Here is a 24,594-nt window from a genome sequence, read left to right on the forward strand (position 1 = left end):
TCACGAGCGGATAACGACCCTAGCCCAGGCCCCACATGCCCCCGATGGAGCCCCCCGCCCCTCCCCGCCGTGACCCCCACCCCCACCGCGCGTTCTCCAGGCATGACCAACACGCACACCCCCCAGGCCCCGCGCGCACGCCGAGCACCGCGCACCGCCGCGGCCCTCGTCCTGACCGCCCTCGCCGCCCTCGCCGCAACCGGCCCGGCGGGCGCCGCCGACGGCATCATGCCCAACGTCAACGGCAAGTCCCTCTCCCTCGCCTACCAGGCGCTCCACAACAACAAGAACGTGCAACTCCAGGACGGCAGGGGCGCCGGGCGCCACGTGCTGTGGCCCGGCAACTGGAAGGTGTGCGCCCAACTCCCCAAGGCCGGCGCCCCGTTGCTGCGCCAGAAGGTGAAGCTCATCGTGGTCAAGTCCCGCGAACGCTGCGACAACGGCCGCTAGCGCACCGGGCGCCTCGCGCGCCCCGCCAGCGCGTCACCGCCACGCCCCCAGACACACATCAGGCCCGGGAGGAACTCCCGGGCCGCCTCATCAATCCGTCCCGAACGACGAACCGTTCCGAACAACTCAGTCCCCGGGAGTCCACATCGCCACCATCTACCTCAGTCGTCGCTGAGGCTCCGGTTCGCGGGGCTTCCGGGGGCCTAGCCAGAGCCACGTTAAGGGTCTCCTGTCAACGAACGTCTTCGTCGACGGTGCGGCTCTTCGGTTATCTGGTTAGACACCAGTTTCCTCCCGATTTGCACACAGTCAAGGGGTATGTCGCGGGAGCCGGGTAAAAAGCCCGCGGCGCAAGCACCGGCGCGCGGCCTTGCACATCAAGGACGCGTAAAGATTGCCGGGATGCGGCAATGTGCGGCGACCGGGCCGCGTGTCACGATCATCCCGTTCGAGCGGAATGAGCGAGTGCGGGAGGGCTGAACATGGCCTGGTTTCTTGGTCTCGGCATCGGCGGGATCGTCGTGCTCGCGCTGTCACTGATCTTCGACGGCGTATTGGAGGGCCTGTTCGGCGGCCTGCTGGCGGGACCCTTCGACGGACTGCTGTCGCTGCCGGTCATCGCCGGATTCCTGTCGATGTTCGGGTTCGCCGGCGCGATCGTGCACGGCGCCACCGGACTCGGCACCGCGGCCGCCGTCGGCGTCGGTCTGGCGGCCGGCACCGCGGCCGGGGCGGCCACCTGGCGGTTCAGCCGGGCCCTGATGGACGACCGGACCGACCCGGCACCGCGCCGCGAGGACCTGGTCGGCACCGCGGGCTCGGTGGTCACCCCGATCCCCACGGACGGGTACGGCGAGGTGCTGCTGCAACTCGCCGGGCATCCCGTGAAGCTGTCGGCCCGGAGCGCGGTCCCGGTGGCCCGGGGTGCCGAGATCTGGGTGGAGGCGTCACTGTCGTCCACCTCGGTGGCGGTCCGCCCCGTCGAACGCTGAGCGGGGGCGGCCCGGACCCGGACGCCGATGCGGGTCGGCGCCCACCCCCGCTCGCCCGGTCCCGGCGCGCTCCGCGCCGCGGGACCGATCATGCACAACCACCATCTTGATCTGCCTACCCCCGGGAAGGCAGGGGGGATTTTTCATGAGTTCAGTTGTTATCGCCGTCATAGGTGCCGTCGTCCTCGTCGTGCTGCTCGCCCTCGTGGTGATCACGCGCTACAAGGTCGCCGGACCGAACGAGGCGTTCATCATCACCGGCCGCCGGGGCAAGAGGTCCACCGATCCGGAGACCGGTCAGGTCAGCGTCGACAACAGCGGCCAGAAGGTCGTGGTCGGCGGCGGCGTCTTCGTCGTCCCCTTCGTGCAGCAGCGGTTCTCGTTGGACCTGTCCAGCCGGCACCTGCCGGTGGCGGTGCGCGGCGCGGTCACCCTGCGCGGCGTGAAGGCCAACCTCGACGGTGTCGCGATCGTCAAGGTCGGCGGCAGCGAGGACGCCATCCGGGCCGCAGCCCAGCGCTTCCTCCAACAGCAGGACGGCATCGTCGGGTTCACGCAGGAGGTGCTGTCGGGCGCGCTGCGGGCGATCGTCGGCCGGATGGCCGTCGAGGACATCATCCGCGACCGGGCCGCGTTCGCCGGGCAGGTCGCCGAGGAGGCGGAGGCCAGCCTCTCCGGGCAGGGCCTCATCCTGGACGCGTTCCAGATCCAGGACATCACTACCGAGGGTTCCTACCTGGAGGACCTGGGCCGGCCGGAGGCCGCGCGGGCCCGCCAGGAGGCCGACATCGCCGAGGCCAACGCCAAGCGGGTGTCGGAGCAGGCGCGGCTCAAGGCCACCGAGGAGATCGCGATCGCGGAGCGCACGCTCTACCTCAAGCAGGCCGAGATCCGCGTCGAGACCGAGGCGGCGGCCGCCAAGGCCAACGCGGCCGGCCCGCTCGCCGACGCCGCGCGCCAGCAGGAGGTGCTGACCGAGCAGGAGAAGGTCGCCGAGCGGCAGGCCGCGCTCACCGACCGGGAGTTGGACACCAAGGTGCGTAAGCCCGCGGACGCCGCCCGTTACCAGGCCGAGCAGGAGGCCGAGGCCCGCCGGATCGCCGAGGTCAAGGAGGCCGAGGCGACCGCCGAGCGGGCCCGCCTGACCGGTGAGGGCGAGAAGCTGCGCCGCGCCGCGCTCGCCGAAGCGGTGCGCCTGGAGGGTGAGTCGGAGGCGGCGGCCCTCGCCGCGAAGGGGGCCGCCGAGGCCGAGGCCATGCAGAAGAAGGCCGACGCCTTCGCCGAGTACGGCGACGCGGCCGTGCTCCAGATGCTGATGGAGGTCCTCCCGCAGGTCGTCGCCAAGGCATCCGAACCGCTGGGCGCGGTGGACAAGTTGACGGTCATCTCCACCGACGGGGCCGGCCAGTTGCCCCGCACGGTCGCCAACAACGTCGCCCAGGGCGTGGAGCTGCTCAACTCGGTCTCGGGCGTCGACCTGGCGGGCATGCTGAAGCGGGTGACCGGGGGCGCCAACGGCCACGCCGCCCCGGGCACCGCCGTCGACGCGGGCCCCGTGCCCGCTGCGGCATCCGTCAACGGAAGCGGAAACGGAAAGATCGAGGTGACCGACTAGGGTGCGGGGCAGGGCAGTTGACGCTGCGTCATGAGCGCACTGCCCCGGTGATCGACTCGCGATCGGCGAGCTGGACCTTCCCCCTCACGGGCTGCCCGGACGGAGCGACCTCCGTCCGGGCAGCCCCGTTGGGGGCGTGCGGGCGCCGCATCGTGGGCCAGTCACCCGCCGGTGTGCGGTGGTTACGGGGTCGGTGCCTGGACGCGGGTCAGGTGGAAGAAGAAGTCCGCGGGTTCGCCCTTCTTGTCCATCACACACAGGAGGACGTCGTCGGTGAGCCGGCGGAAGTGGTCGACGATGGGCAGTTGGTCGTAGACCATCGCCGTGGACGGCTTGCCGCGGAAGACCACCTCGCGCAGCGTCGCCAGGCCCATCTCCTCGAACGAGAACACCGCCCCCTGCTCGTCCCGGCACAGCAGCGGCTCCACGTGGTCGGCGTCCACGAACCGCTTGCCGTACCACCGCATCTGCGTCAGCAGCTTGGCGTTCTCGCTGGCCCGCTCGAAGCCGCCGCCCCGCCAAGTGCCGATCAGGAGCGCGGTGTCGACCGGTTCGAGCCGGTCGAAGAGTGCGGCCAGTTCCGCACCGTCGCACTCCCCTCCGGATGCGATGGCGTCCAGGACTTCCTGCTCGGTACCCATGGGTGGGGCCTCCTTCGACCGACGGATGAGCGGGGTGGATCGGGTGCCTGTGGTGGTGCCTGTGGTGGTGTTCGGGGCGGTGTCTGTCGCGGTGGTTGTGGTGGTGGTTGGTCCGCCCGGGAGGGCGAAGGGGGTCGACCGGTCGGGGCGTACGGGGTCGAACCGCTGGTACATGCGGGCGTGCCAGAGGACCACCCGCTCCAGCGCCACCGCGGAACCATACCCGGCGGCGGTGAGCGGAGCCAGGACCCGCCGGCAGTCGTCGATCGCCGCCTGCGCCCTGTCGTGCGCCTCCTGTTCGGACAGCCCGAGGGTGAGTGCGTCGACCTTTCCCTCGTCCCGTTCGCGGTGGTGTCCGCGCAGGTCGTTGAGGAGGCGGATGGCGATCGCGGCCTGGCGCAGCGCGCCGAGCAGTACGGGCAGGCGGTGCGGCAGATCGGGTTCGTCGATGAGCGCCCACAGGGCGGTGACCTGCTGTTCGACGCCGATGGTCCAGACGCCGTGCGCCAAGTAGTCCGCCGGTGTGGGCAGTCCGCCGCCGGCGGCCGCGGTCCGCGCCGCCCGGCGTTCGTGGTCCATGCCCTCCAGGGTCTGATGCATGCTTTTCCGCCAGACGGCGACGAGTTCGGGCCGGCCGCCGCGCTCCAGGCTCGCGACGATGTCCGCCAGTGCGCGGGCCATGGGGTCGGGACTGTCGGCGCCACCCTCGTGACCTGCGAGGACGCGGTGCCAGGCACGGACCCGGGCGTCGGTCGGGTCCGGGCCCGTGCGGTCCACCGCCGGCCGGTCGTCCGGCGCGTCCAGGACGTTGTCGATCGCCATCAGCCAGAGCATGAGACGCGAGATCCGGGAGCAGCTTTCGGCCGGTAACCAGGGCGTCATGAAGGCGGTTTGAAGGCTCATCAGCGGAACGAGCGCGGTGCTCACGGGGAGTTGGAACTCTTTGAGCCAGATCTCCAACGGCGGCATGTTCTGTAGTGCGGCGGAGCATGTGTCCGCTATGGAAACGATCTCCAGGGGAGGGTGACTGGCCGGTTGCGAAGTGTCCACGCCGCCAGGCTACGTCCGCGGGTCCACGGCTCGGGCGGCAGCGGACGAGGTGGGACGAGGCGGAGTCGAAGCGGAAGTCGGAGGGGCAGGGGCCCGATGTCATCAGGATGTGCGGTACCCGCGATATCGGGGTCACCGAGGTCGCCGGAGCGGCCGGGGATGCCGGGAGTTCGACTGTCGTCGGCCCTCCTGGCCGGGGTGCGACGTGCCGTCGACCGCGCCACGGGATACGCCCTCGCCACCCAGTTGGGCAACGGCTCGTGGTGCGCCGTCCCGGATCCCCGCATCACCGAGACCGCGCTGTGCACGCTGGCCCTGGCGCGGTCGCCGCACCCGGGCGCCGGCCGCGCCGCCGAACGCGGCAGTGCCTGGCTGGCCGCCGGCCCCGACCCACAGCGCCACCATCCGGTGGCCCATGCCATGGAGAGCGCGCTGCGGTCCCTGGCGCTGGGCATCGGTGGGCCCGTCGACGTCAGCCATGCCGCCTTCGCGGACCCGGCGTTGTCGGCCCGCGCCCGGCTGCTCCAGGTCGTCGCCCTGCACGTCGGCCGGCCGACCCGCGGCGGCGCCGAACCCGCCGTGTTGCGCACGCAGTTGGCCGCGGCGGTGGCCTCCCCGGAACGGCTCAAACGGTGGACGCAGGTGGAACTCTGGTCCGCGCACGCGCTGGTGGAGAGCCATTTCGGCGACCTGGCCTCCGCCGGGCATGCCGCCCGGATGATCGCCGACCGGCAGTCCCCGTCGGGCGACTTCTTCGCCAACCCCGTCGCCACCGCCCTCGCCGCCCTCGCGCTCCGGACGGCCGCCCCGGACACGGCGGCCGCCAGGCGCTGTGACGAGTACCTGATCGACAGTCAACTGCCAGACGGAACCTGGCGCTTCGCGAGCAGCGATGTCTGGGACACCACGCTGACCGTACGGGTCTTCGGCGGTGCGGCGGCCTTCGATCGCAGCGCGCTGCCGGACGCCGTCGCGTTCCTGGTCGCCGCGCAGAACGCGGATGGCGGCTGGCCGTACCGCTCCGGCGTGGAGTCCGACAACGACACCACCGCGGCCGCGCTGATCGCCCTGAGCGGCGCGAACGGGGCGAGTGACGCGGTGCAACCGACGATCCGGGCCGGTCTGCGCCACCTGGCCGGGCAGCAGTTGCCCGACGGGCTCTGGCGGACCTGGCAGTCCGCCGGCGACCCTCCGGTGGACGACGTGATCGCCCACGTCGTCACCGCGTTGGACCGCCATGCCGGCAGGCATCGGATACCGCTGGCGGCGGCCCGTGACTGGCTCGCGGAACGCCTGGCGGCGCAGGGGCGTTGGCGGGCCGGGTGGTACCGAGGACTGTCGTACGCCACCGCCGAGGTGCTGCCGGCCCTGGACGCGGCGGCGCACGAGGGCGGCCATCCGGCCGCCCTGGCACTGGCCGCGACCCGCAATGCCGACGGTGGTTGGCCCGTCGAGGCGGGCGACCCGAGCACTCCCGCCGCGACCGGGCTCGCGCTCGCCGCCCTGGAACGCGGCGGCGTTCACGCGCACGCGCACTGGGCCCCCGGATTGGCATACCTCCTGACGTCCCAACATGCCGACGGGAGTTGGCCGGGCGTGCCGCTCATGTACGGCCCGCGCCCGCTGCTGACGCACTTCCCCACCCAGAACCACGCGCTGACCGCCGACGGCCTCTTCGCCGGGTTGCGCCACCTCCGGTCCGCCGCGGCGTCGGACGTCGCCCCCGCCCGCGAGGCGGGCTGACATGGGATCGAGCCCAGAAGGCACGGGACACGGCACGGAAACCCTCGCCGCCCCCATCGCCCCCGGCCGTCTGCCGTTGATGGGGCACGCCCGCGCGCTCCACCGTGACGCGTTGGGGTTCCTCTGCCGGCTGCCGCGGCACGGCCCGGTGACGAAGGTCCTCATCGGGCCGCGTCCGGTGCATGTCGTCAACGACCCCGAGTGCATCAGGGAGTTGTTGACCTTTCAGGCCCGCTCCTTCGACAAGGGGGCCATGTTCGACGCGCTGCGCGTTCCGCTCGGCGACGGGCTGATCACCGCCGCCGGCGACCGGCACCTGAGCCACCGTCGGCTGATGCAACCCGCCTTCCACCACGACCGGATCGCGCGCTACGCCCGGGTGATGTCCGAACGGTGCCAGGCACGGGCCGCCGCCTGGAAGCCGGGCACCACCCGCGATCTGGTGCCGGAGATCAACCGCCTGACCCTGGACGTCCTGCTGCGCACCCTCTTCGCGGAGCCGCACGATCCCGCGCTGAGCGGGGCCGTCAAGGAGTGGCTGACGGTCAAGTACCACTCGATGCGACTGGCGTTGTCCCCGCTGCATGCCTGGGCGGAACGCGTACCGCTGCTGCCTGGCTGGCGGCCGCCCGACGCCGGCCCGTTGCAACGGTTGGTCGACGTCCAGCTCCGGATCATCGACGACTACCGCGCGGACGGCCGGGACCGCGGCGATCTGCTCTCGATGCTGCTGCTCGCGGGCGGCCCGCAGGGCGCGCTCTCCGACGCCGAGGCGACCGACGAGCTGATCACCCTCTTCCTGGCCGGGACCGGGACCGTCAGCGCCTCCCTGGCCTGGGCGTTGCACGAGATCGCCCGCCGTCCGGAGGTCCAACGCCGGATCCACGACGAGTTGGACAGCGTGCTCGACGGACGGCCGCCCGGCTTCGGCGACCTCCCCGAACTGACCTACACACGGCGGGTGTTGACCGAGTCCCTGCGGCTGCATCCGCCGTCCTGGCTGCTGATGCGCCGCGCGGTGCGGCCGGTCACCCTCGGCGGCGTACGGCTGGACCCGGGCGACGAGGTGTTCTTCAGCCCCTACGCCGTGCACCGCGATCCCCGACTCTACGAGAATCCAACGGAGTTCGAGCCGGACCGCTGGCCTCCCGAGGGCGCCGCGAAGGCGCCGCGGCACACCTTCCTGCCGTTCGGCGCGGGCAGCCGACTGTGCATCGGGGAGGACTTCGCCTGGACCGAACTGATCCTGGCGGTGGCCGCGTTCACCGCCCACCGCCGCCTGGCACCGGCCGGTCCCGGCGCCGTCCGGCCCCTGGTCGGCACGGTGCTGCGCCCGGACCGCCTGCCGCTGACCGCGCACGCCCGCCCGTCCTGACTCCCCCGACCTCGCGCCCCCTCCCCTCCCTCCCAGGCAGGAGCCAGACATGTCAGCCTCCGCACGCCCCTTCGACGGTGCGGCCCCGTCCGTGCCGCGGTCCGACCGGCTACGGGATCGGCCCGCGCTGGTCATCGGCGGCGCCTCGGGGATCGGTGCGGCGTGCGCCGCGCGCCTGGCCGAGGAGGGCGCCGTGGTGGTGGTCGCGGACCTCGACGAGGACGGCGCGGCCGGGGTCGCCGAGCGGATCGCCGCGGCCGGCGGCTCGGCCCTGCCCCGCCGGGTCGACGTCACCGATCCGGACGGCGTCGCCCGGGTCGTCGCGGAAGCCGCCGGCCTGCGCGGCGGCCCGCGGATCGCGGTCAACTGCGCGGGCGTCAACGGCCCGCTCAGCCCGCTGGCCGATCTCCCGCCCGAGGGCTTCGACACCGTGCTGAAGGTGAACCTCTACGGCGTCTTCCACGCGATGCGCAGCCAGCTCCCCGCGATGGCCGGCACGGGTGGCGTCATCGTCAACCTCGCCTCCGTCGCGGCCCATTCGGGCTTCCGCCACCACGGCGCCTACGCCGCCGCCAAGCAGGGGGTGCTCGCCCTGACCCGTACCGCGGCCCGCGAGTACGCCGCGCAGGGCATCCGGGTCCTGTCCGTATCGCCGGGCGTCGTCGACACCCCGATGGTGGCGGCGCTGCCACCCGGCGCCACCGACGGGCTGCTCGCCACCGTCCCCCTGGGGCGCACCGCCGAGCCCGCCGAGGTCGCGGCGCTGGTGGCGTTCCTGGTGTCCGACGACGCCTCGTATCTGACCGGCAGCGACCACGTGATCGACGGCGGCTACCTGGCCAAGTAGCCGCACCACAGCCCGGCAGCGCGAGCCCCGATCTCCGTGACGACCCGGCTACGGACGGCGTCAACCCCCTTTCCGAACAGGCACGTTGAGCAGCCCATACGTTAAATGATATCGATCATGACGTGTCCATATATTGGACAGACATGCACCTCCAGGCGTCCACTGGGTCTCGGGCGCTTCGCGAGCGAGCCTGGCGCCCTCCCTCTCGACAACCGAATGCGGGAGAGGCCGGCGCGACCCCTCGGGCGCCCTGAGCCACGGACTCGGGCGGTCCGGCGGCACGCCACTCTCCCTGGAGGCCAAGATGCAGAAGGAAGACGTCGCGCGGCTGGTCACCACCCCGCTGGACTCCCCCGCCTACCCGCCCACCCGGTACCGCTTCACCAACCGCGAGTACCTCAACATCTACTACCGCACCGACCCCGAGGCGCTGCGCCGCCTGGTTCCCGAGCCGCTGACCGTCACCGAGCCGGTGGTCCGCTTCGAGGTCATGCGGATGCCCGACACCACCGGGCTGGGCGACTACACCGAGGCGGGCCAGCTCATCGCCGTCGAACACGAGGGTGAGGCGGGCGAGTTCAACCTGGCGATGTACGTGGACAGCGTCCCGGCGATCTCCAGCGGGCGCGAGTTCAGCGCGTACCCGAAGAAGTCCGGCTCGCCCCGCCTCTACGTCGACTCCGACACCCTCGTCGGCACGCTCGACTACGGAACCCTGCGGGTGGCCACCGCCACCATGGGCTACCAGCACCACGCCGTGGAGCTGGACGCGGCCCGCGCCGAGGTCTGCGCCCCCACCTTCATGCTCAAGACCGTGCCGCACTACGACGGCACGCCCCGCATCTGCGAGTTGGTCCGCACCCGGATCAGCGACGTCACCGTCAAGAGCGCCTTCACCGGCCCGGCCCGCCTGGAGCTCTTCGCCCACGCGCTCGCCCCGCTCGCGGACCTGCCGGTGCTCGAAGTCGTCCGCGCCAGTCACCTCGTCACCGACCTGAGCCTCAACCCCGTCGAGCCGGTCTACGACTACCTCGCCGCCTGAGGACGCCCGCGGGCCGGTCGGTAGCCACCCCGTCCGCGTACCGCACGCCCTGTGCGCCACCGCGCCGGGCACATCCGCTTCGAGAAGTTCACGACATCCGAGAAAGCTGCGCAACCATGACCTCCACCCCTGCGCCCGCCCCGGCCGCCACTCCCGGCCAGGACGGAACTGCCGCGCTGGACTCCTACCGGCGTGCCGCGATCATCGGCGGCGGCGTGATCGGCATCTCCTGGGCCGGTCTCTTCCTCGCCCGCGGCATCGACGTCGTCATCAACGACCCCCGCCCCGACATCGAGGACCTCGTCCGCGCCGGCCTGGACGAGATCACTCCCGCCCTCGCCGCCCTCGGCCTGCCCACCGACCGCCTCACCGACGGCCTCGGCTTCGAGGCCGACCTGGCGACCGCGGTCGCGGACGTGGACATCGTGCAGGAGAACGGCCCGGAGCGGCTGGAGCTCAAGCAGCAGATCTGGGGGACCATCGAGCGGTCCGCCCCCGCGCACGCGCTGCTCGCCACCTCGACCTCCAGCATCCCGGCCACCGCGATCGCCGGGGCGCTGCGGCATCCCGAACGGCTGGTGGTGGGCCATCCGTTCAACCCTCCGCACCTGGTGCCGCTGGTGGAGGTGGTGCCCGGCCGGCGGACCTCCCCGGCCGTCGTCGAACAGGCCAGGGCGTTCTACGCCGCGCTGGGCAAGCGGCCACAGGTGCTGCGCAAGGAGATCCCCGGCTTCGTCGCCAACCGCCTCCAGTCCGCGCTCTTCCGCGAGGCCGTCTCCCTCGTCGCCCAGGGCGTGGTGACCGAGCAGGAGCTCGACGACATCGTCACCGCCTCGATCGGACTGCGGTGGGCCGTCGGCGGGCCGTTCCGCACCTTCCACCTCGGCGGCGGGCCCGAGGGGCTGCCCCACTTCATCGAACACCTCGGCCGCGCCATGGCGGCCGACATGTGGCCCGCGTTGGGCAACCCCACCTTCGACGACGCCACCGTCGCCACCCTCGTCGACCAGGCGCGCGAAGCCTTCGGCGACGAGACCGTCGCGCGGCTCGCCGCCGTTCGCGACCGTGCCCAGATCGCCCTGATGCGCGCCCTGGGCGAGACGCCGAACGTCAACTCCGGCTCCGCAGAACGCGCCTGACCTCCCGCCATCCGCACACACCGAGAAACGAAGAGGCCATGTCCCTCACCGAAAAGATCAACCGGGCGATCGCCGACCCCGCCACCGACGACGCGTTCGACGTCCAGGCGGAAACCGCCGAGGTGCTCGCCGGCATCGGGCTGACGCCGCAGGATACCGGCGGTGCGATCACCTTCGAGGGCGCGGACCCGGTGGTGCCCAGCACGCTGCGCCTGGGCGCGGCCTCCGGCATCGCCCTGGTCGCCAAGTCCGCGGCCCTCGCGGCCCTTTGGAAGGACCGCACCGGCCGCGGCCAGGACATCCACATGGACCTGCGGGTGGGTCCACACCGCCTGTGCCCGTTCTACGAGCGGAAGTGGGAACTCCTCAACGGCTACACCGGCGGCCACCCGTCCGTCATCAACATGGCGCTCGCCAACAACTTCTACCGGACCGCCGACGACCGTTGGATGATGCCCTTCAACATCTACCCCAACATCAAGGTCGCCGCGGAGCGGCTGCTCGGCGTCGGCGACGTCCCCGAGCACGTCGCGGCCGCGATCGCCAAGTGGAACGCCCGCGAGCTGGAGCAGGCCGGCGCGGAGGCCGGCTGTGTCATGCCGATGGTCCGCACCCCCGCCGAAATCCTGACGGAGCGTCAATACACCGAGGTGTTGGCCGACATGCCGTTGGTGGAGATCACCCGGGTCGGCGACAGCGCCCCCGAGCCGCTGCCCGCGGGCGCGACCGCCCCGCTGGGCGGGGTGCGCGCGCTGGGCATGGGCCACATCATCGCCGGCGCCGGCGCCGGCCGCGCGTTGGCCCTGCACGGCGCCGATGTGCTCAACCTGTGGCGGCCCTACGAGTTGGAGCACGACGTCACCTACCTGTCGACCAGCGTCGGCGTCCGCTCCGCGACGATCAGCCCCTACACTCCGGAGGGACTGGCCCGCATCCACCAACTCCAGGCCGGTGCCGACGTGTTCTACGCCAACCGACGCCCCGGATTCCTCGACTCGATCGCCCTGTCCGAGGAAGAGGCCATCGCCCGGCGGCCCGGCCTGGTCTACGCCACCGTCTCGCTCAACGGCCGGACCGGCCCGTGGCGTGACCACCTCGGCTTCGACCAGACCGCCGGCGCGCTCACCGGCCTGCTGCACCTGGAGGGCGACGGCAACCAGCCCGCGCTGCCGCCCATCACGGTCGTCAACGACTACCTCGTCTCGTGGTTCCTGACCGCCGGCATCACCGAGGCGCTGCGGCGCCGCGCCGTCGACGGTGGCAGCTACCGGGTGCACGTCTCGCTCTCCCGCGTCGCCCTGTGGATCCTGTCGATGGGCATCTTCGACAGGTCCTACGCCCGGCAGGTGGCCGGCACCGGTGACCGCCACGCCTACCCCGATCCCGAGGTCTTCACCGCCGAGACCCCGCTCGGCCACTACCAGGGCATCACCGACCAGGTGAAGATGTCGGACACCCCCGGCGCCTACCGGCAGATCCTGGTCCCCCGCGGGTCCCAACGTGCGGAGTGGCTGCCGACCACCTGAGCCGCGTCCCGACCGGCCGACCGGCCGAACCCCATAGCGCCGTGCCCGGCACCGACAGCGGTGCCGGGCACGGCGCGTTCGCTCGCGCCGCGCCTCGCCTCGCCTCGCCCCACTGCGCAACGCGTCGCGCGCGAGACGCCGCAAGATCCGCCAAGTCGGCGTAAATCCCCGCACCTTGGCGAAGATCCCCCGAAGCCCGTCCCGACATCCATGACCCGGCGAAATCCGGCCTTGCGCCCATCAGATGATCTTCCGGCGCACACCGGACCGCGTGACCACGGAATGGAGGCGCTGGCACGCCACCTTCACCACGTCTCCCCGGTCACTCACCAGTTGCTTTACCAGTTCAAGGGCATGCTGATCGGCACGCTGTCGCCCGGCACGGCGTCTAAGCAGGTGTCATCACTCACACCTCGACAATTTCGCAAGCGACTAGAGAGACGGATGGCTGGCGGCGTGACTGAAGTAACGCTGTTCCTGCGGGAATACGCGAAGAGCCGTCGGGACGTGGGGGCCATCGCCCCCAGCAGCTCCCGGCTCTGCAGGGCCCTCACCCGGTACATGATCCCCAACCCGGGCCGCTCCCGCGCGGTCCTTGAGGTGGGGCCCGGCACCGGGGCGGTGACGCGGTACATCACCGGTTCGCTCGGCGGCCAGGACACCCTGGACCTGATCGAGGCCAACCCGCGCTTCGCCACCCTGTTGCGGCACACCTATGCCGACGACCCGCGGCTGCGCATCCGGACGGGCCTGATCCAGGAGCACGAGCTCGGCTCCTACGACACCATCGTGTGCGGCCTGCCGTTCGCCAACTTCGATGCGCGGACGACGGAGGACATCTTCGACCGGCTCCTAGGGGCCCTGCGACCCGGCGGCACGCTGTCCTTCTTCGGCTACGTGGGCGGCGAAACCCTGCGCCGGACGCTCGCCGACGGGGACGACCGCGAGCGCACCCTCGCCGGCCTCGGAGTGCTGCGCCGCATCCTGCGCCGGCACACCTTCCGTACGGAGACGGTGTTGGGGAACCTGCCGCCGGCCCGGGTCCATCATCTGGCGCCGATCAGCGCACCGGCACAGCCCGAGCGGGTGGGCGCCTGCGACTGCGGCAAGCCCTCGCCCTGAGCGCGGCGCACCTCCCGCCCGCAGCACGGCCCGAGCCCGGCCGCCCCTGCCCCGAGCACCGCACCGGAAACTTGCCGCCGGTGCCATGCCGACGGTGTGCGGCGTACCGGTGACCGGCGTCCCGCCGCGCCTCATCCAGGCGCGGTGGAAGGCTTCCGGGGCCTCGCCGGCCGCCCGCGCGGTCGTTGCGTTGCTGCGGTCGCGGGTGCCCGAGGTGGTGACCGGGGAGGGCGGTCGGGGGTGAGCCGCGCGGCGGCCGGGCCGCCAACTGCTGTGCGCGGCGGGCCGGTTCAGGCGGTGGGGAGGTCGAGGGTGGCCAGGGCGCCGCCGTCCGGGGCGTTGGCGAAGGTCAGCGTGGCGCCGAGGGTGCGTGCCTGGCCGAGGGCGATGGTCAGGCCGAGGCCGTGTCCGCTGCGGCCGGCGCGGGTGGTGTTGGTGCGGAAGCGTTGGGGGCCGTGTTCCAGGAGGTAGGCGGGGTAGCCGCCGCCGTGGTCGCGCACGGTCACGGTCGGGCCGTCGACGGTGAGGGCGACCGGGGCGGCGCCGTGCTTGTGGGCGTTGGCGATCAGGTTGCACAGGACGCGTTCCAGGCGGCGGCGATCGGTCCTGACCAGCGCGTCGCGCAGGACGGTGACCTCGGTCGCCAACCCCGAGGCGAGGACGGCCCGTTGGGCGATCGGGCCGAGGTCGCAGGCGTCCAGGTCGGCCCGTTCGGCGTCGGCGTCCAGGCGGGAGATTTCCAACAGGTCCTCGGTCAGGCGACACAGCGCCCGGACGCGGTCCTGGACGAGTTGGGTGGGGCGGGACGGCGGCAGCAGTTCGGCGGCGGCGTGCAGTCCGGTCAGCGGGGTCCGCAGTTCGTGGGCGACGTCCGCGGTGAAGCGCTGTTCGACCTGAAGGCGGTTCTGGAGGGCGGCGGCCATGGTGTCCAGGGCGTTGGAGACGACGGTGACCTCGTCGTGGGAGCGGGCGGCGCCCCCGGCGCGCCGGTCGTCGACCCGGGCGTCGAGGTCGCCGGCGCTGATCCGGCGGGCGACGCGGGCGGTGGAGTGCAGTCGGCGGGTGATGCGGGAGACCGCGAAGAAGCCGATGAGCAGGGTCAGGGCGATGGCCAGGGCGGAGGAGCCGATGATGGAGCGGGTCAGGGCGGTGCTGCTGCGTTCCTGGGCGCTGTAGTCGAGCGCGTAGGCGAGCACCCGGGCGTCGGCGGGGCCGGCCGCCCACATGGTGGGCTCGCCCTGGTAGGTGCCGAGCTGGGTGCCGCGGCGGCCGCTGAGGGCGATCCGGCGCAGGGGTTCGGGCAGCTCCCCGGGGTCGACGCGGGCGTCCTTGCCGATCGACTCGCCCGCGACGTAGGCGTCGGTGGCGCGGGCGAGGCCGGCGAGGGCCTCCTTCTGGGCCTGTTGGACGGTCTGCCGGGTGACCGAGGTGTGCACCAACAGACCGAGGACCAGGGCCAGTCCGCAGCACATGAGGGTGATGAAGAGCGCGAACTTGCCGTAGAGGGTGGCCGTCCAGCCGGGCAGGCCGGGGCGCACCAGCCGCAGCAGGCGGTGGGCGCGGCGCAGCAGGATGCGGATCATGAGCTGCGGTCCGCGGGGGTGGGGTGGATCTTGCGGATCTCCTGGCGGGCCAGTCGCATGCTGTGCAGGGCCGCGTCCCAGGCCCAGACGTAGCGGGTCTCGTAGCCGGCGAGTTGGGCCGGGCTGCGCACGATCAGCTCGCGGCCGGCCACCTCCACCGAGAACGGGACGTCGGAGGTGGCGAGGATGCGGATCAGGTGCCCCTCGGCGTCGAGGGTGTAGGCGCGCAGGCCGACCGAGCCCTCCGCCATGTCGAAGCCCACGACCAGGTCGTCCCGGCCGTTGCCGGTCAGGTCGTGGTACTGCGGCACGCGCAGCGGGCAGTTGGGACCGGGCTCGGTGCAGGCCAGGATCTTGCGGGCGGTGTCGTCGTCCATCCCGTCGGCGCCGCTGTAGGTGTGCGGCCGCGCCTCGATCTCGGCCCTGACGATGTCGAGGGCGGAGAGCGCGTGGATGTTCCCGTCGGGGCGGGCGGGGATGCCGGGGACGCGCTCGCCGGCCTGCGGGCCCGGTTCGACCGGCGGGGTGGTGGCGGACTTCTGGCCCGGCCACAGCCGCACCGGGGCGGAGGCGGTCGGGGCGGGGCCGGCGCTGTGCGCCTCGCCCGGGGTGCCGCAGCCGGTGAGCAGCCAGGCGGCGCAGGCGGCCAGCGCCGCGACGGTCGCGGTCAGGGCCAGGACACGGGCGATCGGGTGCGTACGGGTCACTTCACTACCGGGCATGTTCGGGCGCGTGGCGCGCTGCGGCTCACTTCACGAGGTCGGCGTAGAAGATGATGTTGGCGGAGCGGTGGCCGCCCACGATCTCGCCGCCGCAGGTGAGCAGGCGCAGTTCGGCGCGGTCGGTGTCGCCGTAGACCTTCTGGGTGGGGAAGGCGTCCTTCTTGACCTGCTGGCGTTCGCGGATCTTGAAGGTGGCGGTGGAGCCGTCCTCGCGCTGCACCTTGATCTCGTCGCCGACCTTGATGTTCTTGACGTTGCGCATCAGGGCCGGGCCGTTCTTGGTGTCGTAGTGGGCGACGATGACCGAGGCACCCTTCTCGCCCGGGGTGGGGCTCTTGGTCCACCAGCCGGGCTGCTCGGCCTTGTTCACCGGCGGCACGCCCAACTCCCCGTCGTCGCCCACCTCCAGCGGTACGAACGGTCCGGCGTTCACGCCCGCGGAGGGGATCTCCAGCCGCTTGGGCTTGGCGGGGGCCATGGGCGGGGCGGTCTGCTTGGCGGGCGTGGTCGCGGCGTTCTTGACGTTGACGTCGGGGCCGGGGGTGCCCCCGCTGCCACAGGCCGTCAGCCCGCCGGCGACGGCGAGGGCGAGCGCGGCACAGGTCGCGATGCGGCCGAGGCGGGGGGTGGGGGTGGGGTTCACGACGGCTCCAGGTGCAGGCGGGACGAGCAGTGCGGGGAGTGGGCGGGAGGGGGCGGTGGCCCGCTCCGGTGAGGGAGGAGCGGGCCACCTCAACTCCCGTGCGGTGTCGGGGTGGTTCAGCCGTTGTCGCCGGACCGGCCGGCGACCCGGCGGCGGTGCAGCGCGGTGAAGCCGAGGCCCGCGGCGGCCGCGGCGGCACCGCCACCGGCGGCGAGCATGGTGTGGTCGGCGGGCTCGATGCCTTCGGCACCGGCCTTCACACCGCCCTTGGGAATGACTTTGCCCTGGTTGTTCTTCGTGCCGTTGCCGTTCGTGCCCTTGCCGTCCTTGTGACCGGACTTGTCGCGGTCGGACTTCTTCTGGTCCTGCTTCTTGCCGCCGTCGACCCAGGAGTTCATCGAACCGTCGGGCTGGAGCACGAAGTGGGCGCCGTTGTGCTGACCGTAGGCCGGCTTACCGCCCTTGGTCTCCAACGTGTCGTACTTGACCAGCTTTCCGGTGTCGGGGGCCTTGGCGTACATGTCGGCCTGGTAATGGTTCTGGCCCAACTTGTAGACCTTGGCGGTGAAACCGCCGGCCAGGTTCTGGGTGCGGATCAGCTTCCGCTCCGCCTTCTTCTCCTTGCCCTTGTCCTGACTGCCCTTGCCCTTGTCCTGACTGCCCTTGTCCTGGCCGCTCTTGTCCTGGCCGTCCTTCTCCTGGCCGCCCTTGTCCTGGTGCTGGGCGTCGTCCTGCTTCTTGTCCTGCTCGGCATTGGCGGTCGCCGGGTTCTCGGGCGCCGCATCGTCGGCGAACGCGGCGGCGGCCGGGAGCAGCAGCGCCGAGCCCGCGACGGCAGCTATCGCGGACGTACGGACGAGGTTGCGGCGACGCGTGGTCGTGCGCTGGGAGGAAGTCATCAGGAGTTCCTTTGCAGGTCCGAGTCGGTCGTCATCCGCCCCGTTGAGCGGCGACGTCTCGGAAGTTATTCAGCCCACATCACGACAATCCGTCGGGTTTGTAACAGCAGATCGAAGAAAGCCCGCGGTAACACAATCAAGACACTTCGCGGGACTTTGGTCCCGGGGCTTCCCGGAATTCCCTGGGCCAAAAGGCGGAGAAAACCCAAAGGCGCCCTATTATTGAATGGGCAACGATTGACAATTAACCTAATTTGCCCGCGGATTACCCGCACCGAAGCGCCTGAGGACCGAGGCGCCGCGACTTTGAACATCGACCGCCCGGCACCGCGGGCGCCCGCCCCGCCGTCCGCGGAAACCCGCCCACTCCGCCCCCTGGACTACCGGGTGCAACTCTATAGTATGTTCCTCCTCGCTCGACTGATGCTGCTCAACCGATACGAATCGACGCGGACCCGAGGCGGACGAGGAGAGCAACGTGGCGGACGCGCACGTCCTGGTGACGACGAGCTGGCTCGGCCCGGACGACGAGGTGCACCAACTCCTCGTCGACGCCGGCCTTTCGGTCTCCTACCGGCCATTACCCGAGCAACCCGCCGACGACCGCGCGGTCCGGGAGGCCCTCGCCTCCTGCGACGCGGTGATCGCCGGCACCGACCGCTTCGACGCCCCGGCCCTCGCCGGCGCCCCGCGGCTGAGGGTGATCGCCCGGACCGGCGCCGGATACGACAACATCGACGTCGACGCGGCGACCGCCCGCGGCGTCGCGGTGTGCCCCACCCCCGGCGTCAACGGCCGGTCCGTGGCCGAGCACACCCTCGGGCTGCTGCTGAGCGTCGCCCGGGCGCTCCCGCAGAACGTCGCGGCCGTCCGGGCGGGCCGCTGGGAACAGCACAGCGGGCGCGAGCTCGGCGGTGCGGTGCTCGGTGTCGTCGGCCTCGGCGCCATCGGCCGCCGGGTGGCCACCACGGCCCGGGCCCTCGGCATGGTCGTCGTCGCCCACGACCCGCTGGCGGACCGGGAGTTCGCGGACGCCCACGGCATCCGGCTGCTGCCGCTGGAGCGGTTGCTCGCCGCGGCCGACTTCGTCACCCTGCACCTCGCGCTGAGCCCGGCGACGCGCCACCTCCTCGACGCCACCGCCCTCGCCCGGATGAAGCCCGACGCCTGGCTCGTCAACACCGCGCGCGGCGGCATCGTCGACGAGGACGCGCTGGCCGACGCGCTCGCCGCCGGAGCCCTGGCCGGCGCCGCGCTGGACACCGTCGAGACCGAGCCGCTGCCGGCCGGGCACCGGCTGCGCGGGTTCGACAACGTGCTGGTGACCGCGCACATCGGGGCGGCCACGCGGGAGGCGCGGGCCCGGTCCGGCCTGGCGGCCGCGCGCTCGGTCGTGGCGGTGCTGTCCGGCGGCGTCCCGGAACACGTCGTCAACCCCGGGTTCGCCGCACGCGCCACCGCACCGCGGCGGGGCGGTGCGGCATGACCGGCCCGCGCTTCGCCGCCAACCTCAAGTGGCTGTTCACCGAGGTCGACTTCGAGGCCCGCTTCGAGGCCGCGGCCGCCGCCGGGTTCGCCGGCGTCGAGTACCCCTCCCCCTACGCGTACCCCGCGGCCCGGCTGCGGCGACGGCTGGACGATGCGGGGCTGACCCAGGTGTTGCTCAACTCCCCGAAGGGCGCGCCCGGTACGCCCGCCCGCGCGGGCCTGGCCTGCATACCGGGCCTGGAGGCCGAGTTCCGCGTGGGCATCGAGCGCGGCCTCGCCTACGCGGACGCCCTCGGCTGCGGGCTGCTGCACGTCGTCGGCGGGATCGTGCCGCGGGGCGTCGGCCGCGACCGGGCGTTCGCCCGCTACGTCACCAACCTCGCATGGGCGGCGGAGCGGGCGGCCGGCACCGGGGTCCGGCTGGTCGTCGAGGCGCAGAACGGGCGGGACGCCCCCGGGTTCGTCCTCGGCTCCCAAGCGCAGGCGGCCGCGGCGGTCGAGGCGGTCGGCGCGGACCACCTCGGGCTGCTGCTGGACTTCTACCACCTCCAGGTCGCCGAGGGCGATCTGGTCCGCACCTACCGGCGCCTCGCCGACCGGGTGTTCCACCTCCAGATCGCCGACCCGCCGTCCCGGCACGAGCCCGGCACCGGGGAGATCGGCTGGCGGGCGGTGTTCCGCGCGGTCCGCGACTCCGGCTACGACGGCTGGATCGGCTGCGAGTACGCGCCGCTCGCCGGGACGGTGCCGGGCCTGGGCTGGATGTCGGCGGTGGCGGAGTGAACGGCCCCCGGATCGCACTCATCAGCGCCGTACCGGCGGCGATCGCCCCCGCGGTGGACGCGCTGCGCGAGGGCTTCCCCGAGGCCGTGGCCTGGAACCTGCTCGACGACCGGCTCTTGACGGACGCCACCGAACGGGGCGGTCCGGACGCGGAGTTGACGGCGCGCATGGAGCGGCTGATCGCCCATGCCGTTCGCGGGGGCGCCGCTGCAGTGCTGCTGACCTGCTCGCTCTACGGGCCGGTCGCGGAGCGCGCGGCGGCCGGGGTGCCGGTCCTGGCGCCCGATCAGGCGGCCTTCGCCGAGCTGGGCGCGGGCCGCTTCGGGCGGGTGCTGGTCGCGGCGGCCTTCGCGGGGGCGCGGGACGACTCGACGGCCCGGCTGCGCGCGGCACTTCGCGCGGCCGGCGCGGCGGTGGAGGTCCTCGGCGTGGCGGTGCCGGACGCGGCGGCCGCCGTGGCGGCCGGTGACGCGACCGGGCTGGTCGCCGCGCTCGCCGGCGGCTGCGCCGGGCGGTTGGCCGGCGTCGACGCGGTCTTCCTCGCCCAGTTCTCGCTGGCTCCCGCGGCCCGGGGACTCGCCGACGCCCTGGGCGTGCCGGTGCTGTCCGGCCCGGCGAGCGCGGCGCGGGCCCTGCGCTCGGCGCTGGGCCACTGAGCGGCCCGGCACCCACCGCCGACCGTCAACGCCCCGCCCCTGCCCCGGACTTCGTCCGTCAGCCTCCCCCACCCCACCCGAACAGAGAGGTGCAGCGTGGTCGCAGCTTCCGAGGCCGGCCTGCTCGCCACCGGCCTCCTCGGCATCGTCGCCGTGGTCCTGATGATCACGACGCCGCTGAAGGTCCATCCGTTCCTGGCCCTGCTCGTCGGGTCGCTCGGGATCGGCCTGGTCGCGGGCGAACGGCCCGCGGCGCTGGTCGATTCGGTCACCGACGGCGCGGGCGCCACACTCGGCAGCACCGGTCTGATCCTGGTGTTGGGCACGGTCCTCGGCACCGTCCTCGCCGAGTCCGGCGCGACCGGGCGGCTCGCGGAGGCGCTGACCCGCGGCCGCACCCTCGGCAGCGTTCCGTGGACGGTGAGCCTGCTGTCCTTCGTCGTCGCCCTGCCGCTCTTCTTCGAGGTGGCGCTGGCGGTGCTGCTCCCCCTGCTGTTCGGCATCGCCCAACGGGTGGCGACCACGATGCTGGACAGCGAGGGCCGGGACCCCAAGGGGCGGCGCACCTCGCCCCATCTCCTGGTCGGCGTACCGGCGTTGGCCACCGTCGCCTCGGTGCACGCCCTGGTGCCGCCGCACCCCGGTCCGACGGCCGCGGCCAGCGCCCTGCACGCGGACGTCGGCGCCGTCATCGGCCTCGGCCTGCCGGTCGCCGTGCTGACCACCGTGGTGGCGGGCCAGGTCCTCGCCGGGCCGATGGCGCGCCGGATGTTCCCGGCGCCACCGCGCCGGCTCGTCGAGCAGTTCACCCGCTCCCACGACGGCGGCGATCCGCCGCGCCTGGCCGCCGCGATCGTGCCGGTGGTGCTGCCGCTGGTGCTGGTGTTGGCGCAGTCGGTGGTGACCGTGACCCATCGGTCCGGGGCCTGGGCCGCCGTGCTCGGGTTCGTCGGCCGGCCGGTGGTGGCGCTGCTGGTCGCCGTCCTCGTCGCGATGATCGGCCTCGGCCGGGGGCGGGGCACCGGCCGGCTCGACTCCCAGGTGCAGGACGGCATTGCGGCCATCGCGCCCATCCTGCTGATCATCGGGGGCGGCGGCGCGCTCAGCGAGGTGATGGTGGATTGCGGCATCGGGCGGGCGATCGCGCACGCCACGCAGGCGCTCGGGATCTCCCCGCTGGTCCTGGCGTGGCTCATCGCGGTGCTCATCCGGCTCGCGGTCGGCTCCGCGACGGTCGCGGTGATCACCGCCTCCGGGATCGTCGCGCCGGTGGTGACCACCACGCCGGGGGTGCACCCCGCGCTGGTCGTGCTGGCCCTCGGCTGCGGCTCGATCGTCTTCCCGCACCTCAACAACGCGGCCTCCTGGCAGGTCAAGGAGAGCTTCGGAATGTCGCTCGGGGAGATGTTCCGGTCCTTCACCGTCATCGAGACCACCGTCTCGGTGCTCGGCTTCGGCTGCGTGCTCGCCGCCTCCGCGCTCCGGTGACACCTCCCTGACTGCCAACCACCCCGTATCGGCCACCACTTGGCACCCTCCCCACCACCAACGAAGGAACGATGTCCCATGATCGGTGTGATTGCCGACGACGTCACCGGCGGCACGGACGCCGCGGCCGCCCTCCGGCGCCGGGGCCTGCGGACCCGGCTCTGCTTCGGCGTCCCGGACGGGCCCGCCGAGCGGATCCCGGCCGACGCCACCGTCCTCGCCCTCAGGACCCGCACCGCCCCGGCCGCGGACGCCGTCCGCGACGCCCTCGCGGCCGCCGACCACCTCACCGCGGTCGGCGCCGGCCAGCTCTACTTCAAGTTCTGCTCCACCTTCGACTCCACGCCGCGCGGCACCATCGGCCCGGTCCTGGACGCGCTGAGCGACCGCACCGGGGCCCGTCCGGTCGTCACCGCCCCGGCCACCCCCGAGCACGGCCGCACCCAGTACCTGGGCCATCTCTTCGTCCACGACCGGCTGTTGGCCGAGTCCCCGATGCGCCACCACCCGCTGACGCCCATGACCGACTCCCTGCTCCCCCGGCTCCTGGACGCCCAGAGCGCCCACCCCGGCAGCGCCGTCCTGGACCACCGGACGGTCGCCGCCGGCCCGGAACGCATCCGGGCCGCGCTCGACGCGCTCGCCGGACGGGCCCGCTATGTCTTCCCCGACGCGCTCGACGACGGCGACCTGTCGGCGGTCGCCCGCGCGGTGGTCGACGCACCGCTGGTCGCCGGCGCCGCCGGGCTCGTCGGGGCGCTCGGCGCCGTCCGGGCCGAGCGCGGTCTGCCCCAACACTCGGACGGGGTCGGTCCCTTGAGGCCACCCGGCGGGCGGGCCGCCATACTGGCCGGCAGTTGCTCGCGCCGCACCCTGGAGCAGATCGACGCGCTGCGCGCCGCCGGCCGCCCCGCCCATCTCCTCGACCCGCTCGCCGCGCCGGATCCGGACGCGCTCGCCGCCCGCGCGCTGCGCTGGTACGACACCCTCGACGCCGGGGCCGGGGCGCTGATCCACGCCTCCCGGCGCCCCGATGAACTGCGCACCGCGCAGGAGGCGTTGGGCGTCGCCCGCTCGGCCCGGATTCTGGAGGCGGCGATGGCCGCGATCGCCGTCGGTCTGGCCCGCCGGGGTGTGGCGCGGCTGGTCGTCGCCGGCGGTGAGACGTCCGGCGCGGTGGTGGCCGCGCTCGGGATCGCGGGCGGCGAGGTGGGCGTCGAGGCGGCCCGCGGCGTGCCGTGGATCCATCCCGCGGCCGGGCCGTGCCTGCTGCTGAAATCCGGGAACTTCGGTGACCGGCGGCTGCTGTTGACCGCCTCGGCCACGGAGGGGGAGGCATGAGCGCCGGCGCCGCCGACTCCCGTCCCCTCACCCTGTTCAGCGCGCTGGCCGTGCGGAAGGCGCTCGACGACGGCCTTCTCGACGCCTTCACGGCCACGTCCGGGACCCCGGTCACCGCCGTCTTCGACCCGACCGTCCCGTTGCTCCGCCGCATCGACGCGGGCGAGGCGTTCGACGCGCTTGTCGCGGTGACCGGCTCCCTGGGCCCGCTCGCCGAGCGCGGCCTGATCGACCCCGCGACCCGAACTCCCCTCGCCCGGACCGGTATCGGCGTCGCCGTGCCGCCGGGTGCGCCGCACCCGGACCTCGGCAGCCGCGCCGCGCTGGTCGCGGCGCTGCGCGCGGCCCGCAGCGTCGCCTACTCGCGGACCGGCGCGAGCGGCATCTACTTCGCGCGGCTGCTGGAGGAGCTGGGCATCGCCCAGGAGGTCAACTCCCGGGCGACCGTGATCGACAAGGGCTTCGTCGCCGAGGCCGTCGTGGACGGCCGCGCCGACCTCGCGATCCAGCAGCTCAGCGAGCTGCTCTTCGTCCCGGAGGCCGAGATCGTCGCCCCGCTCCCCCAAGAGGTGCAGCACACCACCGAGTTCGCGGTCGCGCTGAGCCCCGGCGCGTCGGCCGATCCGCGGGCTCGGTCGCTGCTGGCCCACCTCAGCGGCCCTACCGCGGCCGCCTGCTACGCCCGCACCCGGCTCGAAGCGCTCTGAACGGCCCGGGCGGTCCGGGCCGTTCAGGCGGTCCGGGCCGTCCCCTTGGTGCCGAGGATGCGGGTGCGCGCGTGGGTGAGGTGGCGGCGCATCAACTCGGCGGCGCGCTCGGGCTTCCGCTGCTCCAGGGCCGCGCAGATCGCCCGGTGTTCCCGGACGGCGTGCGGGACGCCGGTGTGGCCGCGCTTGGTGAAGAGCCGGAAGCGGTGCATCTGGCCGCCCAGCGAGAGGAACGCCTGCTCCAGGAAGGGGTTGTCGCTCTGGGCGGCGATCAGGCGGTGGAAGGCGTCGTCGGACGTCCAGTAGTGCTGGAACCCGTCCGGCCGGTCGTCCGCGCTGGTCGCCGACTCCGCCAGCTCGTCCACCGCCTCGCGCAGGGTGTCCAGGAACTCCGGCGTCGTCCGGTGCCCGGCCTCCAGCGTGAGGGCGGGCTCCAGCACCATCCGCGCCTCGAAGAGCTTGCCGACCTCACGCTCGGTCAGCGCGTCCGCGACCCGGTATCCCTTCAGGGCCTCCCGCCGGACCAGCCCGGTGTGCTCCAGCCGCGCCAGCGCCTCCCGCAACGGGGTCTGGCTGACGTCGAGTTCGCGCGCGAGCGCGCCGATGTTGAGCGGTGAGCCGGCGCCGCGCTCCCCCGCGAACAGCTGCCGGAGCAGCACGTCGTACATGCGGTCCGCGAGGGGCTCGCGCGTGGAACGTGGCCTGGGCGACACGGCCCTCCTCCCGGCTGAGACTTCGGTGC

The 24,594-nt window shown here is 73.1% G+C and carries 22 protein-coding genes; 16 read left to right on the forward strand and 6 right to left on the reverse strand.

Going from position 1 to position 24,594, the window contains the following annotated elements:
• The first annotated feature begins 102 nt into the window (after positions 1-102).
• The 3 genes from ACIQU6_RS29705 to ACIQU6_RS29715 all read left to right on the forward strand — a co-directional run bounded on the left by ACIQU6_RS29705 (position 103) and on the right by ACIQU6_RS29715 (position 3,057).
• Positions 103-450 carry a PASTA domain-containing protein gene (locus ACIQU6_RS29705; RefSeq protein WP_403484774.1) on the forward strand — a complete coding sequence of 116 codons (348 nt, stop codon included), beginning with the start codon at positions 103-105 and terminating at the stop codon, positions 448-450.
• A gap of 482 nt (positions 451-932) precedes the next feature.
• Positions 933-1,442, forward strand: coding sequence for a hypothetical protein (locus ACIQU6_RS29710; RefSeq protein WP_403484775.1), 510 nt, complete (start codon positions 933-935; stop codon positions 1,440-1,442).
• Positions 1,443-1,587: 145 nt separating this feature from the next.
• A complete protein-coding gene (locus tag ACIQU6_RS29715; RefSeq protein ID WP_403484776.1) occupies positions 1,588-3,057 on the forward strand; it encodes a flotillin family protein in 1,470 nt (489 codons plus the stop codon).
• 182 nt (positions 3,058-3,239) lie between these two features.
• Here ACIQU6_RS29715 and ACIQU6_RS29720 read toward each other — a convergent pair whose 3' ends face one another.
• On the reverse strand, positions 3,240-4,748 hold the full coding sequence (locus ACIQU6_RS29720) for a DUF4334 domain-containing protein (RefSeq protein ID WP_403484777.1): 1,509 nt from the start codon (positions 4,746-4,748) through the stop codon (positions 3,240-3,242).
• Between the two features lie 159 nt (positions 4,749-4,907).
• Between ACIQU6_RS29720 and ACIQU6_RS29725 the strand changes: the two genes are divergently transcribed.
• The 7 genes from ACIQU6_RS29725 to ACIQU6_RS29755 all read left to right on the forward strand — a co-directional run bounded on the left by ACIQU6_RS29725 (position 4,908) and on the right by ACIQU6_RS29755 (position 13,542).
• Complete coding sequence (locus tag ACIQU6_RS29725; protein WP_403484778.1) at positions 4,908-6,491, forward strand: prenyltransferase/squalene oxidase repeat-containing protein; 1,584 nt, start codon at positions 4,908-4,910, stop codon at positions 6,489-6,491.
• Position 6,492: 1 nt separating this feature from the next.
• Positions 6,493-7,866, forward strand: a complete 1,374-nt coding sequence (locus tag ACIQU6_RS29730) for a cytochrome P450 (protein WP_403484779.1) — start codon at positions 6,493-6,495, stop codon at positions 7,864-7,866.
• Between the two features lie 49 nt (positions 7,867-7,915).
• Positions 7,916-8,713 (forward strand): SDR family NAD(P)-dependent oxidoreductase, encoded by a 798-nt coding sequence (locus ACIQU6_RS29735; protein ID WP_403484780.1) that lies wholly within the window; start codon positions 7,916-7,918, stop codon positions 8,711-8,713.
• A 304-nt stretch (positions 8,714-9,017) separates the two neighbouring features.
• Complete coding sequence (locus ACIQU6_RS29740) at positions 9,018-9,755, forward strand: acetoacetate decarboxylase (RefSeq protein WP_403484781.1); 738 nt, start codon at positions 9,018-9,020, stop codon at positions 9,753-9,755.
• Positions 9,756-9,871: 116 nt separating this feature from the next.
• Positions 9,872-10,894, forward strand: a complete 1,023-nt coding sequence (locus ACIQU6_RS29745) for a 3-hydroxyacyl-CoA dehydrogenase NAD-binding domain-containing protein (RefSeq protein ID WP_403484782.1) — start codon at positions 9,872-9,874, stop codon at positions 10,892-10,894.
• 38 nt (positions 10,895-10,932) lie between these two features.
• Positions 10,933-12,420 (forward strand): CoA transferase, encoded by a 1,488-nt coding sequence (locus ACIQU6_RS29750; RefSeq protein WP_403484783.1) that lies wholly within the window; start codon positions 10,933-10,935, stop codon positions 12,418-12,420.
• A 456-nt stretch (positions 12,421-12,876) separates the two neighbouring features.
• Entirely contained in the window at positions 12,877-13,542 is a 666-nt protein-coding gene (locus ACIQU6_RS29755; protein WP_403484784.1) for a class I SAM-dependent methyltransferase, read from the forward strand.
• A gap of 290 nt (positions 13,543-13,832) precedes the next feature.
• Here the strand turns inward: ACIQU6_RS29755 and ACIQU6_RS29760 are convergent, their stop codons facing one another.
• From ACIQU6_RS29760 to ACIQU6_RS29775, 4 genes are all read right to left on the reverse strand, one after another.
• Positions 13,833-15,125 (reverse strand): ATP-binding protein, encoded by a 1,293-nt coding sequence (locus tag ACIQU6_RS29760; protein WP_403484785.1) that lies wholly within the window; start codon positions 15,123-15,125, stop codon positions 13,833-13,835.
• Entirely contained in the window at positions 15,122-15,832 is a 711-nt protein-coding gene (locus ACIQU6_RS29765) for a hypothetical protein (protein WP_403484786.1), read from the reverse strand. The genes ACIQU6_RS29760 and ACIQU6_RS29765 overlap by 4 nt, the downstream gene beginning before the upstream one ends.
• A gap of 40 nt (positions 15,833-15,872) precedes the next feature.
• Positions 15,873-16,490 (reverse strand): class F sortase, encoded by a 618-nt coding sequence (locus tag ACIQU6_RS29770; RefSeq protein WP_403484787.1) that lies wholly within the window; start codon positions 16,488-16,490, stop codon positions 15,873-15,875.
• Between the two features lie 116 nt (positions 16,491-16,606).
• Positions 16,607-17,389 (reverse strand): hypothetical protein, encoded by a 783-nt coding sequence (locus ACIQU6_RS29775; protein WP_403484788.1) that lies wholly within the window; start codon positions 17,387-17,389, stop codon positions 16,607-16,609.
• A gap of 478 nt (positions 17,390-17,867) precedes the next feature.
• Here ACIQU6_RS29775 and ACIQU6_RS29780 point away from each other — a divergent pair, with 478 nt between their 5' ends.
• The 6 genes from ACIQU6_RS29780 (at position 17,868) to ACIQU6_RS29805 (ending at position 23,852) form a co-directional block, all read left to right on the forward strand.
• Positions 17,868-18,875, forward strand: a complete 1,008-nt coding sequence (locus tag ACIQU6_RS29780; RefSeq protein WP_403484789.1) for a phosphoglycerate dehydrogenase — start codon at positions 17,868-17,870, stop codon at positions 18,873-18,875.
• Entirely contained in the window at positions 18,872-19,660 is a 789-nt protein-coding gene (locus ACIQU6_RS29785) for a hydroxypyruvate isomerase family protein (protein WP_403484790.1), read from the forward strand. The genes ACIQU6_RS29780 and ACIQU6_RS29785 overlap by 4 nt, the downstream gene beginning before the upstream one ends.
• Positions 19,657-20,316, forward strand: a complete 660-nt coding sequence (locus tag ACIQU6_RS29790; protein WP_403484791.1) for a hypothetical protein — start codon at positions 19,657-19,659, stop codon at positions 20,314-20,316. The genes ACIQU6_RS29785 and ACIQU6_RS29790 overlap by 4 nt, the downstream gene beginning before the upstream one ends.
• A 96-nt stretch (positions 20,317-20,412) precedes the next feature.
• The gene (locus ACIQU6_RS29795; RefSeq protein ID WP_403484792.1) at positions 20,413-21,804 is read left to right on the forward strand and encodes a gluconate:H+ symporter; all 1,392 of its coding nucleotides are present in this window, start codon (positions 20,413-20,415) and stop codon (positions 21,802-21,804) included.
• Positions 21,805-21,882: 78 nt separating this feature from the next.
• The gene (gene otnK, locus ACIQU6_RS29800) at positions 21,883-23,145 is read left to right on the forward strand and encodes a 3-oxo-tetronate kinase (RefSeq protein WP_403484793.1); all 1,263 of its coding nucleotides are present in this window, start codon (positions 21,883-21,885) and stop codon (positions 23,143-23,145) included.
• Positions 23,142-23,852 (forward strand): molybdate ABC transporter substrate-binding protein, encoded by a 711-nt coding sequence (locus ACIQU6_RS29805; protein WP_403484794.1) that lies wholly within the window; start codon positions 23,142-23,144, stop codon positions 23,850-23,852. Before otnK ends, ACIQU6_RS29805 begins: the two co-directional genes overlap by 4 nt.
• A 23-nt stretch (positions 23,853-23,875) precedes the next feature.
• On the opposite strand, the gene ACIQU6_RS29810 is transcribed toward ACIQU6_RS29805, so the two are convergent.
• On the reverse strand, positions 23,876-24,565 hold the full coding sequence (locus ACIQU6_RS29810) for a GntR family transcriptional regulator (RefSeq protein WP_403484795.1): 690 nt from the start codon (positions 24,563-24,565) through the stop codon (positions 23,876-23,878).
• Positions 24,566-24,594: the final 29 nt, after the last annotated feature.

It is taken from the genome of Streptomyces sp. NPDC090442 (genome assembly GCF_044769405.1).
Classification (GTDB): Bacteria; Actinomycetota; Actinomycetes; order Streptomycetales; family Streptomycetaceae; genus Streptomyces.

Excerpts from the sequence above, each read along its gene's own strand:
- ACIQU6_RS29725 (WP_403484778.1), top strand. The coding sequence starts at position 4,908 with ATGCCGGGAGTTCGACTGTCGTCGGCCCTCCTGGCCGGGGTGCGACGT.
- otnK (WP_403484793.1), top strand. The coding sequence starts at position 21,883 with ATGATCGGTGTGATTGCCGACGACGTCACCGGCGGCACGGACGCCGCG.
- ACIQU6_RS29730 (WP_403484779.1), top strand. The coding sequence starts at position 6,493 with ATGGGATCGAGCCCAGAAGGCACGGGACACGGCACGGAAACCCTCGCC.
- ACIQU6_RS29775 (WP_403484788.1), bottom strand. The coding sequence starts at position 17,389 with ATGACTTCCTCCCAGCGCACGACCACGCGTCGCCGCAACCTCGTCCGT.
- ACIQU6_RS29785 (WP_403484790.1), top strand. The coding sequence starts at position 18,872 with ATGACCGGCCCGCGCTTCGCCGCCAACCTCAAGTGGCTGTTCACCGAG.
- ACIQU6_RS29735 (WP_403484780.1), top strand. The coding sequence starts at position 7,916 with ATGTCAGCCTCCGCACGCCCCTTCGACGGTGCGGCCCCGTCCGTGCCG.
- ACIQU6_RS29705 (WP_403484774.1), top strand. The coding sequence starts at position 103 with ATGACCAACACGCACACCCCCCAGGCCCCGCGCGCACGCCGAGCACCG.
- ACIQU6_RS29760 (WP_403484785.1), bottom strand. The coding sequence starts at position 15,125 with ATGATCCGCATCCTGCTGCGCCGCGCCCACCGCCTGCTGCGGCTGGTG.
- ACIQU6_RS29805 (WP_403484794.1), top strand. The coding sequence starts at position 23,142 with ATGAGCGCCGGCGCCGCCGACTCCCGTCCCCTCACCCTGTTCAGCGCG.
- ACIQU6_RS29710 (WP_403484775.1), top strand. The coding sequence starts at position 933 with ATGGCCTGGTTTCTTGGTCTCGGCATCGGCGGGATCGTCGTGCTCGCG.
- ACIQU6_RS29715 (WP_403484776.1), top strand. The coding sequence starts at position 1,588 with ATGAGTTCAGTTGTTATCGCCGTCATAGGTGCCGTCGTCCTCGTCGTG.
- ACIQU6_RS29750 (WP_403484783.1), top strand. The coding sequence starts at position 10,933 with ATGTCCCTCACCGAAAAGATCAACCGGGCGATCGCCGACCCCGCCACC.
- ACIQU6_RS29745 (WP_403484782.1), top strand. The coding sequence starts at position 9,872 with ATGACCTCCACCCCTGCGCCCGCCCCGGCCGCCACTCCCGGCCAGGAC.
- ACIQU6_RS29740 (WP_403484781.1), top strand. The coding sequence starts at position 9,018 with ATGCAGAAGGAAGACGTCGCGCGGCTGGTCACCACCCCGCTGGACTCC.